Origin of the sequence: Rhizobium sp. RM, assembly GCF_013390595.1 — a bacterium.
In the GTDB taxonomy this organism is placed as follows: domain Bacteria; phylum Pseudomonadota; class Alphaproteobacteria; order Rhizobiales; family Rhizobiaceae; genus Agrobacterium.
This window is the reverse complement of sequence record NZ_JACAWV010000003.1, coordinates 301500-325018: the sequence shown is the minus strand read 5'-3', so window position 1 is coordinate 325018 and position 23519 is coordinate 301500. Positions and strand designations below refer to the sequence as shown.

General features: G+C 57.0%; 21 protein-coding genes. 8 read left to right on the top strand and 13 right to left on the bottom strand.

The genetic code is table 11. The features are described from left to right. Position 1 precedes the first annotated feature (1 nt). Both HWX89_RS03665 and HWX89_RS03660 read left to right on the top strand, forming a co-directional pair. Positions 2-1249, top strand: coding sequence for a glycosyltransferase family 4 protein (locus tag HWX89_RS03665; protein ID WP_178340611.1), 1248 nt, complete (start codon positions 2-4; stop codon positions 1247-1249). Next, a complete protein-coding gene (locus HWX89_RS03660) occupies positions 1231-2397 on the top strand; it encodes a glycosyltransferase family protein (protein ID WP_210271274.1) in 1167 nt (388 codons plus the stop codon). The genes HWX89_RS03665 and HWX89_RS03660 overlap by 19 nt, the downstream gene beginning before the upstream one ends. Here the strand turns inward: HWX89_RS03660 and HWX89_RS03655 are convergent. The 6 genes from HWX89_RS03655 to HWX89_RS03630 all read right to left on the bottom strand — a co-directional run bounded on the left by HWX89_RS03655 (position 2363) and on the right by HWX89_RS03630 (position 9488). Beyond that, positions 2363-3103: a copper homeostasis protein CutC gene (locus HWX89_RS03655; RefSeq protein ID WP_138795342.1), complete on the bottom strand. Its 741-nt coding sequence runs from the start codon at positions 3101-3103 to the stop codon at positions 2363-2365. The two genes, HWX89_RS03660 and HWX89_RS03655, sit on opposite strands and share 35 nt — an antisense overlap. A gap of 25 nt (positions 3104-3128) precedes the next feature. Next, the gene (locus tag HWX89_RS03650) at positions 3129-4334 is read right to left on the bottom strand and encodes an MFS transporter (RefSeq protein ID WP_138795341.1); all 1206 of its coding nucleotides are present in this window, start codon (positions 4332-4334) and stop codon (positions 3129-3131) included. A gap of 64 nt (positions 4335-4398) precedes the next feature. Then, on the bottom strand, positions 4399-5832 hold the full coding sequence (locus tag HWX89_RS03645; RefSeq protein WP_138795340.1) for a M81 family metallopeptidase: 1434 nt from the start codon (positions 5830-5832) through the stop codon (positions 4399-4401). Positions 5833-5843: 11 nt separating this feature from the next. Further along, complete coding sequence (locus HWX89_RS03640; RefSeq protein ID WP_138795339.1) at positions 5844-7763, bottom strand: beta-N-acetylhexosaminidase; 1920 nt, start codon at positions 7761-7763, stop codon at positions 5844-5846. Positions 7764-7808: 45 nt separating this feature from the next. Next, positions 7809-8591 (bottom strand): SDR family oxidoreductase, encoded by a 783-nt coding sequence (locus tag HWX89_RS03635; protein ID WP_138795338.1) that lies wholly within the window; start codon positions 8589-8591, stop codon positions 7809-7811. A gap of 33 nt (positions 8592-8624) precedes the next feature. Next, positions 8625-9488 (bottom strand): MurR/RpiR family transcriptional regulator, encoded by an 864-nt coding sequence (locus HWX89_RS03630; protein ID WP_138795337.1) that lies wholly within the window; start codon positions 9486-9488, stop codon positions 8625-8627. Positions 9489-9730: 242 nt separating this feature from the next. On the opposite strand from HWX89_RS03630, the gene HWX89_RS03625 reads away from it, so the two are divergent. Further along, positions 9731-10216 carry a hypothetical protein gene (locus tag HWX89_RS03625; RefSeq protein WP_138795336.1) on the top strand — a complete coding sequence of 162 codons (486 nt, stop codon included), beginning with the start codon at positions 9731-9733 and terminating at the stop codon, positions 10214-10216. Between the two features lie 134 nt (positions 10217-10350). On the opposite strand, the gene HWX89_RS03620 is transcribed toward HWX89_RS03625, so the two are convergent. The 5 genes from HWX89_RS03620 to HWX89_RS03600 form a co-directional block, all read right to left on the bottom strand. Continuing rightward, the gene (locus tag HWX89_RS03620) at positions 10351-11463 is read right to left on the bottom strand and encodes an ABC transporter ATP-binding protein (RefSeq protein ID WP_138795335.1); all 1113 of its coding nucleotides are present in this window, start codon (positions 11461-11463) and stop codon (positions 10351-10353) included. 196 nt (positions 11464-11659) lie between these two features. Further along, a complete protein-coding gene (locus HWX89_RS03615) occupies positions 11660-12892 on the bottom strand; it encodes an extracellular solute-binding protein (RefSeq protein WP_138795334.1) in 1233 nt (410 codons plus the stop codon). A 40-nt stretch (positions 12893-12932) separates the two neighbouring features. Then, positions 12933-13790: a carbohydrate ABC transporter permease gene (locus HWX89_RS03610; RefSeq protein WP_138795333.1), complete on the bottom strand. Its 858-nt coding sequence runs from the start codon at positions 13788-13790 to the stop codon at positions 12933-12935. Next, a complete protein-coding gene (locus tag HWX89_RS03605; protein WP_138795332.1) occupies positions 13787-14671 on the bottom strand; it encodes a carbohydrate ABC transporter permease in 885 nt (294 codons plus the stop codon). The genes HWX89_RS03610 and HWX89_RS03605 overlap by 4 nt, the downstream gene beginning before the upstream one ends. 11 nt (positions 14672-14682) lie before the next feature. Next, entirely contained in the window at positions 14683-15864 is a 1182-nt protein-coding gene (locus HWX89_RS03600) for a Gfo/Idh/MocA family protein (protein ID WP_138795331.1), read from the bottom strand. Positions 15865-16293: 429 nt separating this feature from the next. Here HWX89_RS03600 and HWX89_RS03595 point away from each other — a divergent pair, with 429 nt between their 5' ends. The 4 genes from HWX89_RS03595 to HWX89_RS03580 are packed head-to-tail and all read left to right on the top strand — an operon-like array spanning position 16294 to position 20193. Beyond that, positions 16294-17049, top strand: coding sequence for a GntR family transcriptional regulator (locus HWX89_RS03595; RefSeq protein ID WP_138795330.1), 756 nt, complete (start codon positions 16294-16296; stop codon positions 17047-17049). Between the two features lie 25 nt (positions 17050-17074). Next, positions 17075-18097: an SIS domain-containing protein gene (locus HWX89_RS03590; RefSeq protein ID WP_138795329.1), complete on the top strand. Its 1023-nt coding sequence runs from the start codon at positions 17075-17077 to the stop codon at positions 18095-18097. Beyond that, positions 18094-19266 (top strand): N-acetylglucosamine-6-phosphate deacetylase, encoded by a 1173-nt coding sequence (nagA, locus tag HWX89_RS03585; protein ID WP_138795328.1) that lies wholly within the window; start codon positions 18094-18096, stop codon positions 19264-19266. Before HWX89_RS03590 ends, nagA begins: the two co-directional genes overlap by 4 nt. Before the next feature lie 3 nt (positions 19267-19269). Then, positions 19270-20193: an ROK family protein gene (locus HWX89_RS03580; RefSeq protein WP_138795406.1), complete on the top strand. Its 924-nt coding sequence runs from the start codon at positions 19270-19272 to the stop codon at positions 20191-20193. A gap of 14 nt (positions 20194-20207) precedes the next feature. Here the strand turns inward: HWX89_RS03580 and HWX89_RS03575 are convergent, their stop codons facing one another. Together HWX89_RS03575 and HWX89_RS03570 are read right to left on the bottom strand one after the other, a co-directional pair. After that, the gene (locus HWX89_RS03575; protein WP_138795405.1) at positions 20208-21458 is read right to left on the bottom strand and encodes an FAD-dependent oxidoreductase; all 1251 of its coding nucleotides are present in this window, start codon (positions 21456-21458) and stop codon (positions 20208-20210) included. Between the two features lie 36 nt (positions 21459-21494). Further along, on the bottom strand, positions 21495-22184 hold the full coding sequence (locus tag HWX89_RS03570; RefSeq protein ID WP_138795327.1) for a phosphatase PAP2 family protein: 690 nt from the start codon (positions 22182-22184) through the stop codon (positions 21495-21497). A 134-nt stretch (positions 22185-22318) separates the two neighbouring features. Here HWX89_RS03570 and dxr point away from each other — a divergent pair, with 134 nt between their 5' ends. Further along, positions 22319-23512 carry a 1-deoxy-D-xylulose-5-phosphate reductoisomerase gene (gene dxr / locus HWX89_RS03565; protein WP_138795404.1) on the top strand — a complete coding sequence of 398 codons (1194 nt, stop codon included), beginning with the start codon at positions 22319-22321 and terminating at the stop codon, positions 23510-23512. The last annotated feature ends 7 nt before the right edge of the window (positions 23513-23519 follow it).

Here is a 23519-nt window from a genome sequence, read left to right as displayed (position 1 = left end):
CGTGACAAAAAAAGAAAAAATCGTGGTGCTGCTCAAGGGTTACCCGCGGCTGTCCGAGACCTTTATTGCGCAGGAACTTCTGGGGCTGGAAAGGGCCGGGCTTGAGCTGGAACTGGTGTCCATGCGCCGCCCGACCGACAAGAAGCGTCATCCGGTGCATGATGAAATCCGCGCACCTGTCACCTACCTGCCTGAATATCTGCACGAGGAACCCTTACGCGTCCTCAAAGCGCTCTGGGCGTGCCGAAAAAAAGTCGGCTTCGGCAAAGCCCTTCGCCAGTTCTGGCAGGACTTGCGCCACGATGTCAGTCGCAACCGCTTCCGGCGTTTCGGCCAAGCGGCGGTTCTGGCTCATGAGTGGCCCGTCGATGCTGGATGGCTGCATGTGCACTTCATCCATACCCCCGCTTCGGTTGCCGCTTATACCCATCTGATCACCGGCACGCCGTGGACGATTTCCGCCCATGCCAAGGATATCTGGACATCCTCCGATCGCGATCTGTCCACCAAACTGAACAGCGCCCGCTGGGCCGTTACCTGTACCGCCAGCGGCTTCCAGCACCTTCTTGGACTGTCCGGAAAAAAACAGAATGTGCATCTGAGCTATCACGGGTTGGATCTGACCCGCTTCCCGCATTTCGATGGTCCGCGTCCGATGAGAGACGGCTCGGACGCAAACGATCCGGTGCGTGTTCTAAGCGTTGGCCGCGCAGTCAAGAAAAAGGGGATCGATGTGCTTTTGCGAGCGCTCTCCTCTCTGCCATCACAGATCCACTGGCATTTCACCCATATCGGTGGCGGTGATGAGCTTGCGTCGCTCAAACAGCTTGCCAATGAACTCGGCATCGCCGATCGCATCGTGTGGACGGGCTCAATGGATCAGAAACAGGTGCTGGAGAACTACCGCCAGGCAGATCTGTTCGCGCTTGCCTGCCGCATCACCAGCGATGGTGACCGTGACGGGCTTCCCAATGTCCTGGTGGAAGCAGCCAGCCAGTCGCTGACGTGCATTTCCACCAATATATCCGGCATTCCGGAGTTTTTTGTTGATGGGGAAAATGGCCTGCTGACAGAACCCGAGAATCCAGTGGCCTTCGCCAATGCTCTGCAACGGGTGATCACCGATCCACAATTGCGCATCAGGCTTGGTGAGGCAGCGGAACACCGGGTTCGCACGGCCTTCGATCACAGAACCAGCATTGCGGACCTCAAGGCACTCTTTGAAAGCGAATGGGAGAAGGCATCGTGACGACGGCTGAACGGCCTCCCCGCGTCTTTTTTTATGTCCAGCATCTGCTCGGCATCGGTCATATCGCCCGCGCAAGCCGGGTTGCCAACGCGCTCCAGGAGGATGGTTTCGATGTGACGCTTGTAACAGGGGGCATGCCTGTTCCCGGTTTTCCAGGTGACGGAATACGCCATGTCGAGCTACCACCGATCGCCGTGAGCGACGGTAGTTTTTCCGGTCTTGTCGATGCGACGGGAAAGCCAGTGGACGACACTTTCAAAAAAGACCGGACCGACATGCTGATCGGCGCCTATCACGGCGCCAAACCGGATATCGTCATCATCGAGGCTTTTCCGTTCGGGCGCAGGCAGGTTCGCTTCGAACTTCTGCCGCTGCTGGACGAGATCGAGGACAGCGAGCCCAGGCCACTGGTCATGACCTCGCTTCGCGATATCCTTCAGGAACGTTCGAAACCGGGGCGGGACGAAGAAACCGTCTCATTGGTGAAGAAACATTTTGATGCGGTACTCGTGCACGGCGATCCGAATTTCGTGCGGCTTGAAGATACCTTCCCTCTCGCTGAACAGATCAGCCACCGCGTTGTCTACACCGGCCTTGTCGCCCCGCTCGCACCGCCACCGCCGTCGGAAAAATTCGATATCATCGTGTCTGCGGGTGGCGGTGCTGTCGGTGCAGCACTCATTCAGGCAGCCCTAGAGGCAGCGCCCAAAGTCAAAGGGATTGAAAACTGGTGCCTGATCGCTGGCCCCAACATGCCCCAGGCTGATTTCGAGGCAATTACCGCAAAGGCCGGGGACAACATCTCCGTTTTTCGATTCCGTAAAGACTTTGCAAGTCTGCTTGCCGGCGCGCGACTTTCCATTTCCCAGGCAGGCTATAACACGGTCTGCGATGTCCTTCAGGCAAAATGCCGTTCCTTGCTCATTCCCTTCTCGGCAAGTGGCGAGACGGAACAGAGTGCCCGCGCGGAACGTCTGCAAAAACTCGGGCTCGCGCATGTGCTGGAAGAAAAGGACGTTACGGTACAGTCGATGGCCGAAGCCATAGAAAGGGCTTTGGCGCTACCTGCTCCGCACCTCGTCTCCCTCGATCTGGATGGCGCATCGGGAACAGCTAGGGCGTTGCGCCATCTCTATGACGAGCGTTGAGAATATCCCTCAATGCCCGGACAGTCGCCTCGTCCGTCTGTTTGCGCTCCGGGCCGGCAAAACCAAGCTTTGAGACCTGGCTTTCAGGATCATAAGACTGGGCGGACGAACATGACGCATGAATCTCTGTTATCGGAAGCCGGTCCAACAGCGCTGGCGTGATCTGAGGACGAACCCCCGCGCCCGGCATGATGACAATCCGGTCACCTGCCATGCGGCAAAGCCGCTCCAGCATATCGATACCCTCCAGGGCCGATCTCGCACCTCCCGATGTCAAGATGCGCGAGAACCCGAGATCGACAGCCGCCTCCAGTGCCTCACTCATATCAGGCACCACATCAAAAGCGCGGTGCAGGGTCAGATCCAATCCCTCGGAGTGGCGGCAAAGATCTTCGATCAACGGCACGTCAAGCGCGCCGTTTTCACGCGATGCACCGAGAACGACGCCGGAAAGACCAGCGCGTCGAACGGCGTCGATATCATGTTTCATCTGATCGGCATCTTCACCGGTGAACACGAAATCCCCGGCGCGCGGCCGTATCATCACGCTTACCGGCACATCATACCGGGCCGCCAACTGCAAAAGACCCGATGACGGCGTGACACCGCCACCCGAAAGGGCTGCGCACAATTCGATGCGGTCGGCCCCACCTTTCACGGCGGCGGCCAGCCCGGCAGCATCGTCTACGCAAATCTCGAGAATCATCGACACCTCTTTCGTTGTACCGCCGTTATCGGCGACGGCCCTTCCCATCAAGTGCATAGAGCATGTAAATGCCGCCCAGACCGAACATCGCCCCGAGAATGGAGGTGCCGGCATAGTTGGAGAACAATGTTCCGATCGCAAAGATCAACGCACCAACGCCCGCACTGAGGAATATGTTCACGGCAATCAGCGAGCTTCCAAGTCCCGGCCGGTCAGCGATCAGTTCCTGCAGATAGGTAATGGGTATGCTGATGATCGCGGCAGCGCCAAGCGCGCTGATACCGGTCTGGGCATAGATGTGCCAAGGCGCGCTGGCCAGTCCCTGGAAGACCAGGTAGATGGCGTAGAGTACGGCACCGGTCGCAAGCGTGATCGTCTGTGGCAGCTTCTTCTCGATCCATCCCCAGAACAGGATGAAGGCGATTTCCAGTGCGGCTACGATACCGGCTACGATACCGATGTCTGCCACCGTACCGCCGGCCTGTCCCGTGATGATCAAAGGTCGCACGGAATCGTTCAGATGCAGCATCGAGCAAATCAACGCGATGGCAATGACGCGCAACAACACCCTGCGCGAACCAACCTCAGCCAGCGAGGCACGCAAACCGAAACGTGCCTCATTTCCAACCGAAATTGGCGTGGCGGTGCGCGGCAGATAGAAGGCGACCAACAGGAAACAGACGCCTGCACAAATGCCCGAGAACAGGAAAGACGACATCATGTTGCCGGTGTTCACCAGGAAGATGCCAACGATGCCAGGCACGAGAACCCAGGATAACGAAATCGTTGCCCGCATGATCGAGTTGACGGCGATCATGTCATTCATGGAGAGGTCGCGGGCGTCAGCGCGAACATGCGCAAAAATCAACGAATTCATGGCGCCGAAAATCGGCAACAGAACAAGTTTCGCCGCCACGAACGCGGACGCATTGGCAGCGAGATAGACAAGAAAATAACCGCTTACGCCAAACAGCGCGATGAACAGCATCGGCTTGCGATATTCGCCGAGCCTGTCTGCCACGATCCCCATCAGCACGCTGGCACTGACATTGATGACGGCGGCAAACAACATCAACAGCGAGTATACAGTATTGCTCAGTCCGATCTCGCGAATGCCGATGACCGCCTGATAGGGCGCGGTTGCAGCATTCGAAAAACCGAAGAACAGAATGGCAAGCGCCCCGATCCGGATCGACGGATTGCTGATAACGATGGAAAGAGCGGAGCGCATAAAAACTCACGAAAGATGATCCGCAAATCCGGATCGATACGAGGGCATCTTTCCCGACGCGCTGTTATCGCCAGCGCGCCGAGAGAACGGGTTCCGGGCTATAATCGAAAGACATGCTCCATGGGAAGATGGCTCCTTGCCGCCGGTGGTTCGGAAGACTTTCAATATCCTGATTGATGACGCCGTCCGTCAGTGCCATCAGATTTGGATTGGCGATTGGTGCAAGCTCTGGTGAGAGATAACCCGATTTCACCACAAGCAGCTTTGCCTCTTTGGGGTCGAAACCAAGCCGCGTAAAATCGGACAGCATATGATACGGTCTGCGCCGCGCAGCGAGGATGACCGTTATGCCACCAATGGCAACAACAGCCTGGCGCTGCTCGTTCGTGCCCGGGTCATCGAGTTTCAAAACCAGCGCTTCGACTTTCACGGATGGACTTTGAGGATCGAGGCTACCACCGATCTTCAGGCTCACAGATGCACCCTCTCCTGCCGCAAAACACGCCTCGACTGCGGGCTTGTCCGTAATACCGCCCATCAGCGCGCCCTGCCAGTTTCTGGCAATAAGCGCAGCCAGCACATCAGCCCGATCTCCCACCCCACCGCCGGTCGGGTTGTCACCGGAATCAGCCAGAATGATTGGCGTAGTCACTGTCTTTGCCGCAATGTCCAGAATGGCGTCCAAAGGCTCGGTCACCGGGCCAAACTCGAAGTCCTGACGCACATCCCAATAAGCCTGAGCAATCTCGACAGCGACGGCCTGCGCCTCTTGCCTGTTGGTGCCCGTTACCACTGCGCAGGCTGTTGCCCGAGGCTCATCCGCCCAGACATAGCCGATCATGAAATTCGCGTCCCAGATACCGGGTCGCGCATCATGTTGCGGCAACACCGCATAGAGACCCTTGGCAGGTTCATCTTCCGTCGAGGTTTTTTCACCTGGAAGCAGAACCGGGATCTTTGCCCATGCGACGCCGGGCTTCTCACCCGTTTTCAGGGCTTTCAGCAACATGGACCACGCCCGCACCATGGTTTCGCGCACGTCGATATGCGGTGCAGTACGGTAACCCGCAAAAATATCAAGCTGATCGATGATCCGCTGACTGACATTGCCATGCAGGTCATAGCTGGCCGACACGATCACATCTGGCCCGACAACGTCGCGGGCACTGGAAATCCAGTCACCCTCGGCATCGTCCATGCCTTCGACATTCATGGCGCCATGCATGGCAAGATAAAGCCCGTCAACCGGCAGGACCGCGCGAAGCCTTTCAAGAAATTCCGCCTTGAAAGCCTCATAGGCCTGACGTGAGACAGGGCCGCCGGGAACTGCCCGTGCATGCAGGAGCGGCAGAACTTCCGCCCCTCCATCACCCAGAAAATTGAAATACTCGGCCTCGACCAGATCCTGACCGCGGAAGACACGAAAATCCTCCGGCCTCATCAAAACCGGCGAAGACGTGCTGCATTCGGTGTGAATGCCACCAACGGCAATACGCATGGCGCTCCCCCTCAATAGACCGGGCTAAGAGGAACGATCGCGGCAAACCGCAGCCAATCCTTTTGTGCCTTGGGTGTCCACGCCGCTTCCGCAATAGCCGGGAGACGCGGGAAAACAAGGTGATTGAAGTAGGCGCGATTGAGGAAATGCTCCGACCAGATGCAGGCCTGTACGCCCTTCATGCGGTCCTTCAGCTCTTCCGGAAACTCGCCCACCGCCTCATAGGCATAGGTGTGCGACGGAGGCACCGTTCCAGCCCAGCTTGCGCCCGGCTCCTGCCAGGCCTCATCCTGCACCATGTCCAGATAGTAGGCTTGTCCCGGCGTCATCACCACGTCGTAGCCCTGCTTGGCCAGCGCAAGGCCGACCTCCGGTTTCTGCCAGGCCATCAGAAGTGTGCCTTGCGGATCGACACCGCCGCCGTGGGAAACTTCGTCCCATCCGGCAAGCTGACGGCCGCGCTCATGCAACATGCCCTGAATGCGCTTCATGAAATAGGATTGAATGCCGAACGTGCCGTCCAGCCCTTCTTTCTCCATCAGCGACTTTGCCAGCGGCGATGCCAGCCACGATCCATCCGCGACTTCATCGCCACCAATGTGGATGAGACGCGATGGAAACAGCTCGACCATTTCATCGAAGATCTTGCCCAGAAACTCATACGTCAACTCGATGGCCGGGTTGAGTGCGTTGTTGGGATATCCCTGCACAGAACGATAGCTATCGGGCGCCTCCTGGCCGTCCGTCAATTCCGGATAGGCCACCAGGGCTGCAGTGCTGTGGCCGGGGATATCGACCTCGGGAATGACTTCGACGTTCAATGCAGCCGCACGCGCCACAACGTTGCGGACATCATCCTGCGTATAGAAACCGGAGACCGGTTCGGCACTGTTGCCAAGCTGCGGCAGAAGCTGCGTGTCCGGACCACGCGTCGCACCCACCGTGGTCAGCAATGGGTAGGCCTTGATTTCAAGACGCCATGCCTCGTCATCCGTCAGATGCCAATGGAAACGGTTCATGCGGAACCAGGCCATGATATCGATCAGCCTCAGCACATCATCCGTGGGATAGAACTGGCGCGACACATCCAGATGGCAACCACGCCAGCTATATCGCGGCGCGTCACTGATGATACCGGAGGCCGGGAAACGGAATTTGGCGTCGCTGCGCGCGCCATGCAGCAGCTGGGCGAGCACCGTCAGAGCATATTGGAGGCCGGCAGCAGCAGAATATTCCACGGTTACACTGTCAGCAGCAAAGGACAGCCGATAACCTTCGGCTTCCAACCCACTATGCTTCTTGAAATTGAGTGGCTTTCCTTCATGCACGGGTGCAAGACTGAGCGGCGCATGACCGACCGCGAACAGTCTGCGGAAAAGCGAAAGCACGCCGTCCACAGCAAGAACTTCGTCCGTTGTCGCTTCCTTCGCCGGGAAAAGCGCCACCGGGAAGGTTTCGCCGGGTTGCACCTCAACATCGGCAGGCCATGGCTGCATGGAAAACGGCAGGTCGAGCTTTCCTTCCGGCAACAGGACCGGCGGCGGCTCGCTGTGGCGTCCATCCAGCATCAGATCGGCAACCTCGACGGTACGATGTGTGCCGTCTGCAAGGCTGACATAAGCGGATTTTGCACCATCCGTGCGGTGGCGGGCCGGACGCAGCAGACCATCGACCACAAACCGCCAGGATTTTCCGGCCTCCAGAACGAAACCCGGCGGCGGTGCAAACTCATGGAAGTTCGCATTCCGGCGCAGATAAACGGCATTCTCGCAAACAGGCTTGTCCACAGTGCGCGTCAGAGAGGTGTAGACAACACGAAAATCGCTCAACGGTTCGGAAGAGAGGTTGAACAACGTGAAGGTAAATCCACCGGACGCGTTGTCTTGCAACGGATGCCAGGAATTTTCGAGACGGTAACGTGTGAGCGCCATGATGCTCCCCTTATTATTGCAGATTGAGCCTGGTTCTGGCCCGGGTCAGTAATGTTCGGATTGCGAAAAAGTGTGGGCGAGCGGTGCCTGCCCGGCGGTCAAACCGCAGTCGACAGGCAGGCAAACGCCGCTGATGGCCATCGCTTGCGGACCGGCCAGAAAGGCGACAGCATTCGCCACATCCTCCGGTTTCACGATGCGGCGCAACGGATACCAGTGCTTCGCCTCTTCGAAGACTTGCGGATTGTTGGCCGCCCGCGCTTCCCATGCCTGTGTTCGAACAGTGCCAGGGGCAACGGCGTTGGAGCGGATGCCGAATTTTCCGTATTCGACGGCAATCAGCTTTGTCAGGTGGATCAGTCCTGCCTTCGCAGCGCTATAAGCCGGATGACCGAAAACCGACATCCCGTTCACCGAGGCGACGTTGACGAGCGCACCCTGCGTCCGCTTCAAAGGCTCCTCAAAAGCCCTGAAACACAAGAACGGCGCCTCGAGGTTGAGGGCGTTATCCTTGCGCCAGATTTCCGGCGTCGTGTCGTGCAGACTGACAGCGCGAGCCGCGCCGGCATTGTTGACGAGTGTTGCGACATCGCCAAGCAAAGCTACGTCGGCTGCCAGCCTTGAAAGATCCTCCGGACTGGTCACGTCACAGGTTTTGGCAACGAAGTTGGAGCCGGAAAGCAGGGAAAGCGCCTTATCAAGCGCTGCAGCATCAATATCCACCAGCACGACGGTCGCATGGGTCACCGATAGCTGTTCAGCAATTGCGCGACCAATATCACCAGCCGCACCCGTTACCACGGCGACGTGGTTTCTGCTGTCTGTCATGTCCTAAAGCTCCTCTGGCGTTAACCGCCCCTCTCAGTCGCCAAGCAATTGCCGGTCGTCCTTGTCGCGGTGTTCCACGAGCTGCTGCTTGATGTGACGCAAGGTCACCATCGACCTTTGCTGGTTGTGATAAGCGGCCAACGTCGCAAGAACATCGACGGCAGCCATATAGGCATAACGCGACGAAGTGGGGCGGAAGATATTGTTTCCTTCGGGAACATTGACCCCGACAACAATGTCTGCAGCGTCGGCAACCGGACTGTCGCTCTGGGTCAACGCTATGGTGGCGACGCCCATCTCGCGCGCCAGCCTGAAACATTTGACCAGCTCCATGTTCCGGCCCGAGAAGGATGAACCGATAATCACGTCGTCCTTGCGTGCGGCGGCGGTCATCATCAGTTGCATGCTGTGATCGGCGCTTGTCGCAACACGAAATCCGAGGCGAAACAGGCGGTTTTGAATCTCGTCCGAAATCATCGACGAGTTGCCGCCCGAACCAAAGGCATAGATCATGCCGCTATTCGCAATCCTTGCTGCAGCCTGATCCGCTATCGCTGGATCAAGCGTCTTGTGAAGCAGGAAAAGCGCGTCTTGCGCCTTTGCCAGAACCTCCTCGGTAACTTCGGAGGGACCAGTGCTAGTCGCCTCCGAGGTCAGATAACGGATACCGACATAGGCCGTCTTGGCAAGGCTGACCTTGAACTCGGAGAAACTCTGACAACCAAGGCGCCGGCAGAAACGTGTAACGGTCGGCGGAGAGACTTCGGCACGCGCTGCAAGCTCGATGATCGAGGCATTGACGGCAAATTCGAAGTCCGAGACTAGAATATCGGCGATGCGTTTCTCCGACTGGGAAAACTGCGCCTTGTCTTCTTGAATTTTTGCGAAAATATCCATGGTCATCGGTCCCCGTTACGCCAAAATCAGGCTTTGGCCTCGTTTCCGATGCACCGCAAATCGGCATGCCAGTCAACCGCCCGAATTCTTGATCCAAGGTTCGTTTGCCCAATTGACGGCAAGGCTTTCGCTCCCATTACGAAAATTATTTTCTTTGTTGATTGATATGAGAGCATATGCCAACAATCTCCACCAGAGAAATCTGCAAAATATGAAAATAATTTCAAAAACGGACTGTCGTCATGCGTGATCCCTTCAAGAACCCCTTTCCCGAAACCGATTTCGCCCGTCACTCCATCTGGGAGATGCTGGTGACGCGTGACATCGACGCTTTTCTCGCTGCCGACTGGGACAAGGTCGCCGATGATTTCGTCGAAGACGGCTTTCTCGGCATCAATGCCAACCGCGAGACCAATCCGGACAACTGGCGCCTGTCCTTCCCCTCGCTTGTTGCCTACCGCGACGAATGGCTGAGACAGGCACAGGATTTCCAGAAGGAAAAGTTTGCCGAAGATCCGCGCACAGCCATCTTCACGACGACGACGCTGGAAGAGATCGAGGTCGAAGGCGAAACAGCACTCGTTCGCAAGAAGTTCGATGGCGGCTTGCGAAAAGCAGACGGCAGTTTCGACACCATGAAATGGCAGACGCTTTATTATTGCCGGCTGCACAAGGGGCGCTGGAAAATCAGCGGCTTCACGGGCTACATGCCGAACCCGATGCCGTAAGGGCAAAGACGCAAAACGCCGGGCCGAAAACCCGGCGTTTTTTTTGCGTTTAGCGCCCGCATCTGAAGTACGAAATGCGGCCTTGGCAACAGGGGCGGATGTAAATGAAAATCCCATGATCCGCCCTCCTGTCGCTATTGAATGAGCTTGAGCACGGAGAGATCGACACGCCGGTCCAGGGCAATGCCGCTATCGTCAAACAGATGGCAATCGGATGCCTTGATACCCGTTACGATCGGCTCGTCGACAACCACCGGTGCGGAGCCAGACAGCAACGCGCAATAGTTTTCTCCGGTCGGAGAAACACCATAGGCAATTGTGTTCACGCCGAGCCGCTCGATCACGCTTGGCGCCACCGTGATATTGAGGTCTGCAGGTTCAAGACCGGTGTGTTCCGGGCGAATTCCAAGCGTCAATTGCGAACCTTCGAGACCCGCACGCGGTTCGACCGGAACAGTGATCTGCTGGCCCTGATAGTCCACCGTGACACCATCGGCGTCTGCCTTCACGCAGGTCACTTTCAGGAAGTTCATCTTGGGGTTACCGATAAATCCGGCAACGAAAAGATTGGCGGGTTTGTGGTAAAGTTCCAGCGGTGCGCCGACCTGCGCAATCTCGCCAGCATTCAGCACCACGATACGGTCAGCCATGGTCATGGCTTCCACCTGGTCGTGGGTCACGTAGATCATCGTCGCCTTCAACGTACGATGCAGATTGGTAAGCTCGATACGCATGTCCGCGCGCAGCGCCGCATCGAGGTTGGACAGCGGTTCGTCGAACAGGAAGATTTTCGGTTCACGGACGATCGCGCGCCCGATTGCAACGCGCTGGCGCTGACCGCCAGAAAGCATTCCCGGTCGCTGTTCAAGGCGCTGATCAAGCTGCAGGATCTTGGCGACGCCTTCGACCTTCTCCTTGATCTTGCTTTCTTCCATCTTTTCGACACGCAGCGGAAAAGCGATGTTTTCGAAGACAGACATATGCGGATAAAGCGCATAGGACTGGAAAACCATGGCAATGCCGCGCTTGACGGGTGGCAGCTCGTTGACCTTCACACCATTGATGACGACGTCACCACCGGAAATGTCTTCCAGACCTGCGATCATCCGCAGCAGCGTGGACTTGCCGCATCCCGAAGGTCCGACAAAAACGACGAATTCACCATCCTTGATGTCGAGCTGAACGCCCTTGATGACTTCGAAATGTCCATAATTCTTGCGGACGTTGTTGAGATAGAGTTGACCCAAGACTTGCCTCTCCCGTCACCAGCCAAAACACGGCTGCGTTCAGAGACGTTCCAGAACGAACAGGGCCGTTCGGACCGAAACCGTTTGAAATAAGACGGAAACCTTGCCCCTTCTGATGAAGTGATGATGTTTCCGCAGCGAAATTGAGGGGAACTGCGGGCTTTACGACAAGCCCGCAGTCATCAGCACATTTGGCTTACTTGTATTGCTCGAGCGCGCCCGATGCCTTCTTCACGGCATCTTCCGGCGTCGCCTTGCCCGTGACGACGGACTGTACCATCTCGATGATGACGTCCTGGAAGCCCTTGTAATCGGTGAAGAGCGGCTCAGGACCACCATAGGCGATACCGTCGACGAGCGGCTTCCAGAAGGGGTCCTTGGCAATGAATTCGTCAACCTTCGGCGATGGACGCAGCGGCGTCAGGCCGGCGCCGCCCTGCAGTTCATATTCGCCCTGTGGACCGGGAGAGGTAATGAACTTGGCGAATTCGGTCGCTTTTTCCTCAACACCCGTACCCTTGAAGATAGCAAGGCTGTCGGTGATGAGCAGCGTGCCAGAACCCTTGGCTTCGGGACCGAGCGGAAGTGTTGCGATACCCCAGTTGATCTTGGTTGCCTGGAGACGCGTAGCGGCACCGGAGCCTGCCTGGATCATGCCGACCTTGCCATCAAGGAAGATCGCGCGGATTTCGTTCTGCTCGTAGGCAGTCGGACCTTCGACGGAGTAAGGCGTGATGTCCTTGTAAGCCTGCAGCGCTGCCAGAACCTGCGGGCTGTCGACGGTGATCTTGTCGCCGTCGATGACCTTGCCGTTATTGGTGTAAACCCAATGCATGAACTGATGCATGGTGTTGTCGAAGGTCTTTGCTGGCAGACCGTAACCGGCAACACCGGTCTTTTCCTTGATCTGCTTTGCGAACGCAATTTCTTCAGCCCAAGTCTTCGGCGGCACTTCCGGATCAAGACCGGCCTGCTTGAACAGATCCTTGTTCCAATAGAGAGCCTTGGTCGAGAACGCGACCGGAACGCCCCACTGGGTATCCTCGAACGTCACCGTGTCGACGATGTTGGGATAATAGCTTTTCTTTTCCTCTTCCGTCATCGGCACCGGAACGATGAGATCGTTCTGCGCGAACTGCTTCAGAGTGCGCGAACCGACATAGGCCATGGCGACCGGCGTGCCGGCAGCAGCCAGCGTGGTTGCCTTGTCCTGGCACTGTGCCCAGCCGACGACTTCCGGAACAACCTTCCAGCCTTCGTTCTTGCCTTCCCATTCCTTGATGTACTTCTCATGGATGGGGTCCATCTTGTCGCCGCAATAGATCCAGCTGATTTCCTTGTCGGCAGCGTGCGCCGTCACCGTGCCAAGCGCGGTTGAACCGGCAAATGCGAGAGCGCAGAGCGCCAATCCGTAATGTTTCAGTGCCATAAGTAGTCTCCCATTCTCTGGTGGTCGTTCCGGTTGTTGTTTATTTCACCGCGCCGGCGGTCAGACCGCTGACGAGATATCGTTGCATGAAGAAGATCACGACCATGGCCGGCGCAATGCCGACAAAGCTGGCCGCCATCAACTCATTCCAGATGACTTCCTGACGACCGAAATAGGCGAACAGGCCAATAGGCAGCGGCATAAATTCGGTCTTGGAATTGAAGGTGAGGGCGAAGATGAACTGCTGGGCGTATGCGCCGATGAAGGTGGTGATCGACACCACGGCGATGCCAGGCATGGCAAGCGGCAGGATCACACGGCGGAACGTATAGAAATAGCTGGCGCCGTCCACATAAGCGGCTTCTTCAAGTTCGCGTGGAATGCGCAGCATATACGTTCTGAGCAGCCAGATGGCGGTCGGGATCAGGAACGCCGCACCTGGAATGATCATTGCGAAGTAAGTGTTGAGGACACCCATGTTGCGCATCAACCGGTAGAGCGGGATCAGGAGAACCGCACCTGAAAACATGTTGATGGCCAGAAACGCGCCCAGCAACTGCCCACGGCCGCGAAACTTGAAACGGGCGAAGGCGTAGGATGCGGGGACCACCAGAAGCAGCACGATCGCCGTCGAGATGGTGGAAATGAAGAAGGAGTTGAAGACGTAACGCGCGAAGCCCGGAACGCTGACCCACATGGTCTTGTAGGCTTCGAACGAGCCGTTTTCCGGCCAGAAACGATATGGCGAGGAAAACAGCAGGCTGAGCGGCTTCAGCGAAACCAGAAAACCCTCGACAAACGGTGCCAGCACGAAGGTCAGGAACACGGCGATACCGCAATAGATCCCGACGATTTCATACCACTTGTAGCGGTTGATCATCGCATTCTTGTCGGTCATCGGGTGGCCTCCTGAGAAATACGGCTGGTGACGCGGAAATAGAAGAAGGTGAAAATCGACAGGAAGATGCAGATAAGCACGGCACGCGCGGCACCTTCCCCGTATTTGTAGGAACCGATCGCGGTCTTGTAGGTGTCGATAATCATCGTTGTCGTCTGACCGGTCGGGCCGCCCTGCGTCAAAATCCAGATGATATCGAAAGAGTTGAACGTCGAGATCAGCGAAATCATCGACATGGTGATCATCGCAGGCAACATCAGCGGCAGCGTGATGCGGCGGAAGCGATACATACGGCTTGCACCATCGGTCCATGCAGCCTCGTAGAGATCCTGCGGAATGGCCTGTATGGCTGCCAGAAGGTAGAGCGTCACCATAGGCACGCCGATCCAGACGTCTGTCACGACTGTCGCCCAGAATGCGGTATTGCCGTAGGCAAGAAATGCAACCGGTCCATCGACCAGGCCGAGGTTCTGCAAGACGCCAGAGATCATGCCGAACTGGCCGTTATACATCCAGCCCCACATGAAAATGCCGATCGCCATTGGCACGATCCACGGCGGCATGGTTAGGATGCGGAAAAGTGCCCTACCTGGAACGGCCGAGTTCAGCAAAACTGCTCCGAACGTGCCGATGATCATCTTGATCGAGACGGAAAAGAACGTCCAGATGAAGGTCCGGGTGATGACTCCGGCAAAGGTCTCGTTGAAAATCTTCTCGTAGTTCAGAAACCCAACCCAATTCGTCGTCTTGCGAAGCGACGCATCGGTGAAGGAGAGAATGAACGTATCAACCAGCGGGTAGGCAACGATAACCGTTATATAGAGGAGTGCCGGAAGAAGGAGAAGCCAGGCGAAGATGACCGCGCTACGTTTCGCTTCCATCGCCCGTCCCCTTACGCGGATTTCGCCGTGGGCGCTTTTACCTGCCCATGGAGCGCGAGATCATACTCTTCCCAGACTGGCTTCAGGTCCACGACCTTGCGGCCATGACGAGCCTCATCCATGGCAAGCGCCAGAATGCCAGCCTCGATTGCATCAAGCGCCGAAACCGGAAGCGGCGTCCCATTCACCACATGCGCCACGACATCAGCGGCCATCTGTTCGTCGGCACCATAGTGCTGCGACAGGGCCGTTGCTGCGGAGTAGGTCTTCGAAACGGTTTTCTCGTTGGTGCGGGCATTGTGTACATTGAGGAAACCACGCACGAAATCACCTTCCGCCATGCCCTTTGCACCCATGACGCAGAAACGGCGAAAATCGTCCGGCACGTTCAGATTGGTATGGAAAGCGAGCGAGGCACCATTTTCATATTCGACGATTGCCGTCTGATAGTCGATGATATCGCCATCGCTGTCGAAGACCTTGTCGGACCCCATCCAGCCACTTGGCTTGCGATGATAGACCTCCATGTCATTGATGCCGTCGTTCTGCGGGGCATTGGCTGGCGTAAAGCTTTTGCGCCCACCGAAACTCGACACGAAACGTGGCCGCGCGCCGACAACACCGTTGTAAAGATCGAGGTCATGGCAGCATTTTTCCAGCATGAACGAACCGGAATAATGCTCGTAACGCCGCCAGTCGCGCATGAAAAACGCGCCGTGATAAGGCGGAATATGTTCTGAAGCCTCGATGGAGACGACCTCACCCAGCTTGCCCTCCGCCTGAGCCGCGCGCAGATCGCGGTAAAGTGGCGAATAACGCAGGACGAGGCCGACCATCAGCCGCTCATGCCCATGCTTATTCAGCAGGCGGGCAAGCTCGAGGCTTTCAGCAATACTGACGACAATCGGCTTTTCGGTGAAGATCGTGCAGCCGGCTTCAAGCCCGATGCGGATGTGGTCGAGATGCATATGGTTGGGAGACCCGATCATCAGCAGATCAAAGGTCTCGTTGGCGATCAGCTCTTCGGGGGTATCATAAACCCGACCAGCGGAAATTCCCTTTTCCTGCAAGCCGGGAAGGCCAGCAGGGGCAGGATCGACATAGCCGACGATTTCGAAATCCTTGTCGATTTCACTGAAAACGTAGCCCAGATATCCGAGACGGAATCCGAGTCCGATAATTCCCACTTTCATGAAGCTGTTCCCTGCTTTACCGTAATTCATTTTCGCAATTGCAGCCATTTCTGCGTCGGCCGTTCAATCAACTGCGATAATTTTGATCCATCATGAAATTAATTTTCAAGATGGTCAAATCAAATTCTAGACTTCCAGTCCTTGGCCCAGATTTTTTCACGGCGGCCCAACTCAATGGACAAACTTCAACCGAGGACCAATACAAAAACAATACCAAAAAAATGCCACTCGTCCAGAGAGGAAACGCAAAGCAGAAATTTTTTTTGGTTAACGCTGAAATATCATTGAAAACAGCCTAAAAAACATCAAACACAATGAAAAACCTCCATCACCGAACGGATTTTCGCAAATGGTTTGATTTTGGTATTGTCAGTGGTATCACGTGTGATATAGCGAAACCAGCCAAGGACTGGCGACAGAGGGTGACAGATGAACGAGGCAGCCTTGAATCTCGACGGCCTGCAATCAGGAAGCGGCGGACCGCTTTATCTGAAACTGCGCCAGACGATTGAAGACGCGATCAGTGGCGGCCGCCTGAAACACGGCGATGCCCTCCCCCCGGAAAGAGATATTGCCGAAAACGCCAGCGTAAGCCGCGTGACGGTGAGAAAGGCCGTAGACGATCTGGTTCGCGATGGCCTTCTGGTACGCAGGCATGGCTCGGGCACGTTCGTTGTGAAGCCGATAACACGCATGCAGCAACCTCTGACAAAGCTGACCTCGTTTACCGAGGATATGCGTCGCAGGGGTATGACAGCCAGCACGCGATGGCTCGACCGGGGACTTTTTTACCCCACCGGCGATGAAATGATGACACTCGGCCTCTCCCATTCCGCCATGGTGGCCCGGTTGACCCGTCTTCGCCTTGCCAACGACCAGCCAATCGCGCTGGAAGTCACGACCCTGCCGGACGACATATTGCCTGAACCACAACAGGTGGAAAACTCGCTTTATCTGGTGCTGGAACGGAACGGCATTCGCCCTGTCCGAGCCATTCAGCGCATCTCCGCACGCACTCTGACAGACGAGGAAACATTGCTCCTGGGTGTTCCGCCCGGGTCCGCCGCTCTTTCCGTGCAACGCATGGCCTATCTGGAGAGTGGACGTCTCATGGAAATATCGCACGCGCTTTACAGAAGTGACGCCTACGACCTCGTAGCGGAACTGACGATAGCCTCCGACTGAAACAAATCGATCAAGGACCAAACCGATGACAACCCTGATGCGCCAGGAAATCGACGAGATTCCCGATGCAGTTGCTCGCCTGCTGGACAATGCCTCGACAGAATTTCAGGAGGCAGGGCGAAAGTTGATGGCCCGCGACCCGGCTGTCATCGTTACCATCGCCCGTGGATCGTCAGATCATGCCGCACATTTCCTGAAATATGCCATCGAATTGCAGACTGGCCTTCCCGTTGCCTCTCTCGGCCCTTCGCTCGCCTCGATCTATCAGACAAAACTGCGGCTGGAACGGGCAGCAGCGATCGCCGTCTCGCAGTCGGGCAAAAGCCCCGATATCGTGGCGCTGGCAGAAAGTGCCCGCAAAGGTGGCGCACTGACCTTCTCCCTCGTCAACACCTTGCCCTCTCCCTTGGGCGATATGGCCGATCACGCGATAGACATTCAGGCTGGACCGGAAAAGGCTGTCGCAGCAACCAAATCCTTCGTCAATTCGATTGTCGCAGGCTTGGCAATCCTCGCGGCCTGGACGGAAGACAATCTGCTCGCGAAAGCCGTCAGCGCGCTCCCGCAAAATTTTGCCAAGGCCATCGCACTTGACTGGAGCCACATCGGCGAAGCCGTCAAGAATGAGGAATCGCTTTATATGCTGGGCCGTGGCCCGTCATTGGCAATTGCTGCGGAAGCCGCGCTGAAATGCAAGGAAACCTGCGAGTTGCACGCGGAGGCCTATTCCTCCGCTGAAGTTATGCACGGTCCGGTGTCTCTGGTGTCGCCGAAGTTCCCTGTCATCGCGTTTGCCGCACGCGATCGCGCCGAGGCATCTGTCACGGAGATTGCCAGCGGACTTGGCAAGAAAGGCGCAAGCGTCTTTGTCACGTCCACCAAGGGATCGCCGGCCACATCGTTGCCATTCGTCGAAACCAATCATCCGCTGACCGACGCGCTGTTGCTGATCGCGCCATTCTACGGCTTCATCGAGCAGCTTTCACGTGCACGCGGCTTCAACCCGGATGCGCCCGTCGCACTGAAAAAGGTAACGGAAACCCAATGAGCAGCATGAAAGCGCTGGTTGGTACCCGCATCTTCGATGGCACGACGTGGCATGAAGGCAAGGCCCTGCTGATTGATGGCGGACGGGTATCGCAAATCATCGACAGGGAAGCTTTGCCCTCTGGGACAATATCGATCGATGCCGCAGGCTTTTTGATGGTACCGGGGTTCGTTGACCTGCAGGTCAACGGCGGCGGCGGTGTGATGTTCAATAACCAGCCGGATGTAGAAGGCGTTGCCCGCATCTGCGCCGCTCATGCCAAATTTGGTACGACGGCCCTGATGGTAACGTTGATTACCGACCGGCCAGACGTCACCGCAAAAGCGGCGCAGGCAGGGATCGTAGCCTGGAATGACAAAGTTCCAGGCTTTCTCGGGCTGCATTTCGAGGGACCGCATCTCTCGGTCGCACGCAAGGGCACCCACGATCCCAACCTGATCCGGAAAATGGAATCAGGCGATCTGGCCTTGCTGACCGCCACAAAGGCAGACCTTCCTTATATTCTGACGACGATCGCCCCGGAAAGCGTTTCCACCGAGCAGGTCAGCGCGCTTCGGCAAGCTGGCATCATCGTCAGCCTTGGGCATACCGAAGCCGGATTTTCTGTTGCGAAAAATTATGCGGATGCAGGCGCCTCTATGGTCACGCATCTTTTCAACGCCATGAGCCCGCTTGGTCACCGCGAACCCGGTCTCGTCGGTGCGGCAATTTCAAGCAGCAAGCTGGACTGCGGTCTCATCGCCGACGGTTTCCATGTCGATCCTGCCGCAATGGGAATTGCTTTGCGCGCAAAAAACGGTCCGGGACGAATCTTCCTTGTGACCGACGCCATGTCCACCATCGGCACGAACGATGACGGCTTCGAACTGAATGGCCGCCGGGTTTATCGCAACGGCGGACGCCTGACATTGGCCGACGGTACGCTTGCTGGAGCAGATATCGACATGCTTTCCTGCATCCGGTTCGTCCACGAAAAACTGCAGATACCCCTTGAAGAAGCCTTGCGAATGGCGTCCACCTATCCCGCGCAAGCCATCGCGGCATCAGGAAAAGGCGAGCTTCTGCCTGGTTTCGATGCCGATTTTGTCTTGCTCACACCAAGCCTTGATATCGATTCGACCTGGATCGGCGGGGAAAAGATCTTTGACGCGAACACTTCCGGGATGTGAATGATGATCGTTTGCTTCGACATCGGTGGAACGACCATCAAGGGCGCGGCTGCCTACGCGCCAGATGACATCAGGCCTGCACCCCGCATCCCTACTCCAAAAACCAGCTTCGAGGATTTTGCCGCGAGCTTGAAGGCGGTCATAGACGCAAGCGGCACGACACCGGACTGTGTGTCGCTGTCGATTGCCGGGGTCATCGATGCAGAAACCGGCAAGGCGACGGTCGCCAACATTCCAAGTATCCATGGCAGGCGGTTGAAAGATGATCTGGAGAAGGCACTCGGCCTGCCAGTCATCGTTTCCAACGATGCCGATTGTTTCGTGATGGCCGAATCGGAGATCGGCTCTGGCAAGGGACACCGCGTTGTTTTCGGCGTCATTCTCGGAACGGGGGTCGGCGGCGGACTGGTGATCGATGGCAAGCTCATCAACAGCGACGGTGGTTTTGCCGGGGAGTGGGGGCATGGTCCGGTTGCTGCGACACTTGCCGGCAATCCCCCCGCCACTTTGCCGCGTTTCGAATGCGGCTGCGGGCTTACCGGCTGTGTCGACGCCATTGGCAGCGCCCGCGGCATGGAAAAACTGCATCAGCATCTGTATGCGAAAACGATGAGCAGCGAAGAGATCATTGACGCCTGGCAGAGCGGCGATGCTGAAGCCGCGCGGACCATCGACATTCTCGTCGACATCCTTGCCTCGCCTCTCGCCATGGTGATCAATGTCACGGGCGCGACCATTGTGCCGGTTGGAGGTGGGTTATCGAACTCGAAAGAATTGCTCGCAGCGCTGGATGAGGCCGTCAGAGCCCGTATTCTCAGACGCTTCGACCGCCCTCTGGTCGTTCCAGCCATATGCCGAATTGAGCCGGGGCTTATTGGCTCCGCCGTTCTCGGGTTAAAATTTGCCGAAAAACCGGAAATCGCCTGACCCCGGCCAATTGTTCAGCGCGCCAGTTTCTCTCGTCTGAAACCAAGCCCGATGAGCCTTCCTGCAAGATGGGCAAGCAAAGGAAACCGGGCGATGGCGCGAACAAAGCCCGGCGGACCCTTGGCTTTCTGCGCATCGCTCTGATCTTTCTTGCGGCGGCTGCGCATCATCAACTGCAATTTCTGCGTCGCCTTGGTCGGGAAGGACCGCCGCACCTCAATGGCAGCCAGCACCTTGTCTGGCACCGCACCGTCAAAACCAAGCGCCGGGATCAGAATATTGGCAGCGGCAACCGCATCCTGGATCGCCAGATTGACGCCAACGCCGCCGATCGGAGACATGGCATGCGCTGCATCCCCGATGCAGATCAGACCCGGCCTCCACCATCGTTTAAGGCGATCGATCCTGACACTCAAAAGGTGGACATCACTCCAGTCTCCGATCTCCAGCAACCTCTCCGCAGGCAGAGGGCACACCTTGGCAACAGCATCTCGAAAAGCATCGAGCCCCATGCTTTTCATCTCGGCAAACGTGCCTCTGCGAACCACGTAGCCGCACTGCCAATAGTCACCACGGTCGATCAGGACAAAACCCTGTTGTGGTCCCGCATGCCCCATCGTTTCCTTGGGGTCACCGGATTGTTTTGAAAGCCTCAGCCACAAGACCTCAGTTGGCTGACCGAAACTTTCAACCTCCAGCCCGGCCTTGTCGCGAACAATGGAGTTGCGCCCGTCTGCACCGATCACAAGATCCGTTTCCACCACGAGTGCGCCATCTGGTGTTTCAACCTCGAGCCCTGACACCCGACCGTTCTGCTCGACAATGCCGCAAACACGAGCATTCATCATCAACCGAAAACTATCGTATTGGCCGGCCTTTCCGGCCAGAAAACTCAAAAACTCCCATTGCGGCATGAAGGCGATAAAACGGTTCTTGACCGGCAGACGCGAGAAATCGGCGATGGTGATTTTCTCACCACCGATCTCGGCATGGAGTTTGGGGGCACGTGTGTGCGGAAGCTCGAGAAACTCGCGGATGAATCCAAGCTGCTCGACAATATCGAGCGTGGACGGGTGGATCGTATCACCACGAAAATCGCGTAGAAAATCGCCATGTTTTTCGATGACGGCAACATCGACGCCGGCTCTTGCCAGCAAAAGCCCGAGCATCAAACCCGCTGGCCCTGCCCCGGCAATCGCAACCCGTACCTTGATGCGACCCGCCAGCCCGGCATCGGCCTGCGCCTGCGGATTTGCCTGGTTCATTCCATCCACTGGAGAGCCCCCTCTCGCATCAAACATTCATACTGGCAGCGGCACATTTTTTGGCTGCGGCCAGCCGTTGGCGTCGAAACGAAAGAGCTTTTCGGATCGCGCAAAAATAAAAGCGTAAGCAACCGCCGTCCACAAACCGAGCAACAGCCCCGCAGCGACATCGCTTGGATAGTGCGCCCCAACGATGACACGCGAAATGCCGATGACAAGCGCCAACAACAGGAACACCCAGCGAAACCGGGGCATCAGCATCGCGAACACCCCGAAAAATGCGCCAGCGGCCGTGGAGTGCCCGGAGGGAAAGCTCTCGTAGAGATTGTCGCCGGTGAAGGGCGTGAGACTGTAAGCGCCCAACTCCAGAAGCAATTCAGGCCGTGCACGGCCTATCAAAAACTTCAGGGCATGAACAAGAACGCTGGCAGTTATGATGGTCAGAAAGAAATAGGTGAGAAGCCGCCACGCGGCCTTCAGACGTCCCGAATAGGTTCTCGCCTGGAAAATGCGGGCGGCGATGTAGACGCCGATAGCCAGAACACCGGAGGAATACAGCATCCATCGGAAGGTACCGAAATCGGTAACCGCCCTGTTGAAAGACACCACCGCACCAGGAAGGGCCTGCGCCCGCTCGGACAGCCGCGGGTCGAACGGCATGAAGACACACACAAGAATAAGGCTTGTGGCAAAGATCCAACCACTGGAAACAAGGAAACGTCGCATTCAGGTCCTCTTATCGTTTTCAAGCATATGGCTTTACCGTTCCCAAAAACAATAGCAGGGCTTTGTGCTTGTTATGGCCGGGTTTCACTTGTAGAGCCTAGAAACGGATGATTGAGACTGTCGACGGGCTGAACATGACGAATGCCAAGAACACGCCACGAAAATTGACGATTTTGGGATCGACGGGTTCCATCGGCACCAACACGCTGGATGTGGTGCGGCAGCTTGGCGGTCGTGATGATTTCGAGATCATGGCACTGACAGGTGCTGGCAACATCGCACTTCTGGCAGAACAGGCACGCGAATTCGGCGCCAAACTCGCTGTCACGGCAGACGAAGACAGGTACAACGACCTCAAATCCGCCCTCGCAGGCAAGGATATCGCGGTCGCTGCCGGAAAAACCGGCCTTGAGGAAGCCGCGTCAATGGACGCTGGCTGGGTCATGGCGGCCATTGCCGGAACGCCCGGTCTTGCTCCGACGCTCACGGCAGCGCGACGCGGTGCCGATATTGCCCTGGCAAACAAGGAATGCCTCGTTTCGGCTGGCGAGGTTTTTCTGCGTACCGTCAAGCAGGGGGGCGGCAAACTCGTTCCCGTGGACAGTGAGCACAGTGCCATTTTCCAGTGCCTGACCGGCGATCATAAACAGGCTGTCGAACGGATCGTCCTGACCGCATCAGGCGGACCATTCCGTACCTGGACACGAGAACAGATGGCCGGTGTCACTGCGGATATCGCCCGCGCTCATCCCAACTGGTCGATGGGGCTGAAGGTTTCCATCGGCAGTGCCTCGATGTTCAACAAGGGGCTGGAAATGATCGAGGCGAAATACCTCTTCGATCTCAGACCCGACCAGGTGGAAGTCATCGTCCACCCACAGTCCATCATTCATTCGATGGTCGGTTATTCCGATGGCTCCTACATCGCGCAGCTTGGGTCGCCGGATATGCGAACCGCGATTGGCTACGCCCTGACCTATCCGGCACGAGGTCAGCTCAATGTCGAACGGCTGGATTTTTCACGGCTTGCGCGCCTCGATTTCGAAGCGCCCGATGAAGAACGCTTCCCCGCACTTCGGCTGGCCCGTACCGCGCTCGAACGCGGTGGACTGCAGGGCGCTGTGCTGAATGCGGCTGAAGAAACCGCCTTTCACGCTTTCGTCGATGGCAATATCGGCTTTCTCGATATGGCTGAGATCGTTGAACGTGTCATGGAGCGCATGAATGACGGCCGCTCTGCCTCAACAACGGAAGATGTTTTTTCGGCAGATGCCGAAGCGCGCCGTCATGCGCAGGAATTGATTTCCGCCAAAGAAAAGGCCGCTTGAAGCGGCC

Coding starts and splice junctions, on each gene's coding strand:
- HWX89_RS03660 (WP_210271274.1), top strand. CDS start 1,231: ATGGGAGAAGGCATCGTGACGACGGCTGAACGGCCTCCCCGCGTCTTT.
- HWX89_RS03655 (WP_138795342.1), bottom strand. CDS start 3,103: ATGATTCTCGAGATTTGCGTAGACGATGCTGCCGGGCTGGCCGCCGCC.
- HWX89_RS03650 (WP_138795341.1), bottom strand. CDS start 4,334: ATGCGCTCCGCTCTTTCCATCGTTATCAGCAATCCGTCGATCCGGATC.
- HWX89_RS03645 (WP_138795340.1), bottom strand. CDS start 5,832: ATGCGTATTGCCGTTGGTGGCATTCACACCGAATGCAGCACGTCTTCG.
- HWX89_RS03640 (WP_138795339.1), bottom strand. CDS start 7,763: ATGGCGCTCACACGTTACCGTCTCGAAAATTCCTGGCATCCGTTGCAA.
- HWX89_RS03635 (WP_138795338.1), bottom strand. CDS start 8,591: ATGACAGACAGCAGAAACCACGTCGCCGTGGTAACGGGTGCGGCTGGT.
- HWX89_RS03630 (WP_138795337.1), bottom strand. CDS start 9,488: ATGGATATTTTCGCAAAAATTCAAGAAGACAAGGCGCAGTTTTCCCAG.
- HWX89_RS03625 (WP_138795336.1), top strand. CDS start 9,731: ATGCGTGATCCCTTCAAGAACCCCTTTCCCGAAACCGATTTCGCCCGT.
- HWX89_RS03615 (WP_138795334.1), bottom strand. CDS start 12,892: ATGGCACTGAAACATTACGGATTGGCGCTCTGCGCTCTCGCATTTGCC.
- HWX89_RS03610 (WP_138795333.1), bottom strand. CDS start 13,790: ATGACCGACAAGAATGCGATGATCAACCGCTACAAGTGGTATGAAATC.
- HWX89_RS03605 (WP_138795332.1), bottom strand. CDS start 14,671: ATGGAAGCGAAACGTAGCGCGGTCATCTTCGCCTGGCTTCTCCTTCTT.
- HWX89_RS03600 (WP_138795331.1), bottom strand. CDS start 15,864: ATGAAAGTGGGAATTATCGGACTCGGATTCCGTCTCGGATATCTGGGC.
- HWX89_RS03595 (WP_138795330.1), top strand. CDS start 16,294: ATGAACGAGGCAGCCTTGAATCTCGACGGCCTGCAATCAGGAAGCGGC.
- HWX89_RS03590 (WP_138795329.1), top strand. CDS start 17,075: ATGACAACCCTGATGCGCCAGGAAATCGACGAGATTCCCGATGCAGTT.
- nagA (WP_138795328.1), top strand. CDS start 18,094: ATGAGCAGCATGAAAGCGCTGGTTGGTACCCGCATCTTCGATGGCACG.
- HWX89_RS03580 (WP_138795406.1), top strand. CDS start 19,270: ATGATCGTTTGCTTCGACATCGGTGGAACGACCATCAAGGGCGCGGCT.
- HWX89_RS03575 (WP_138795405.1), bottom strand. CDS start 21,458: ATGAACCAGGCAAATCCGCAGGCGCAGGCCGATGCCGGGCTGGCGGGT.
- HWX89_RS03570 (WP_138795327.1), bottom strand. CDS start 22,184: ATGCGACGTTTCCTTGTTTCCAGTGGTTGGATCTTTGCCACAAGCCTT.
- dxr (WP_138795404.1), top strand. CDS start 22,319: ATGACGAATGCCAAGAACACGCCACGAAAATTGACGATTTTGGGATCG.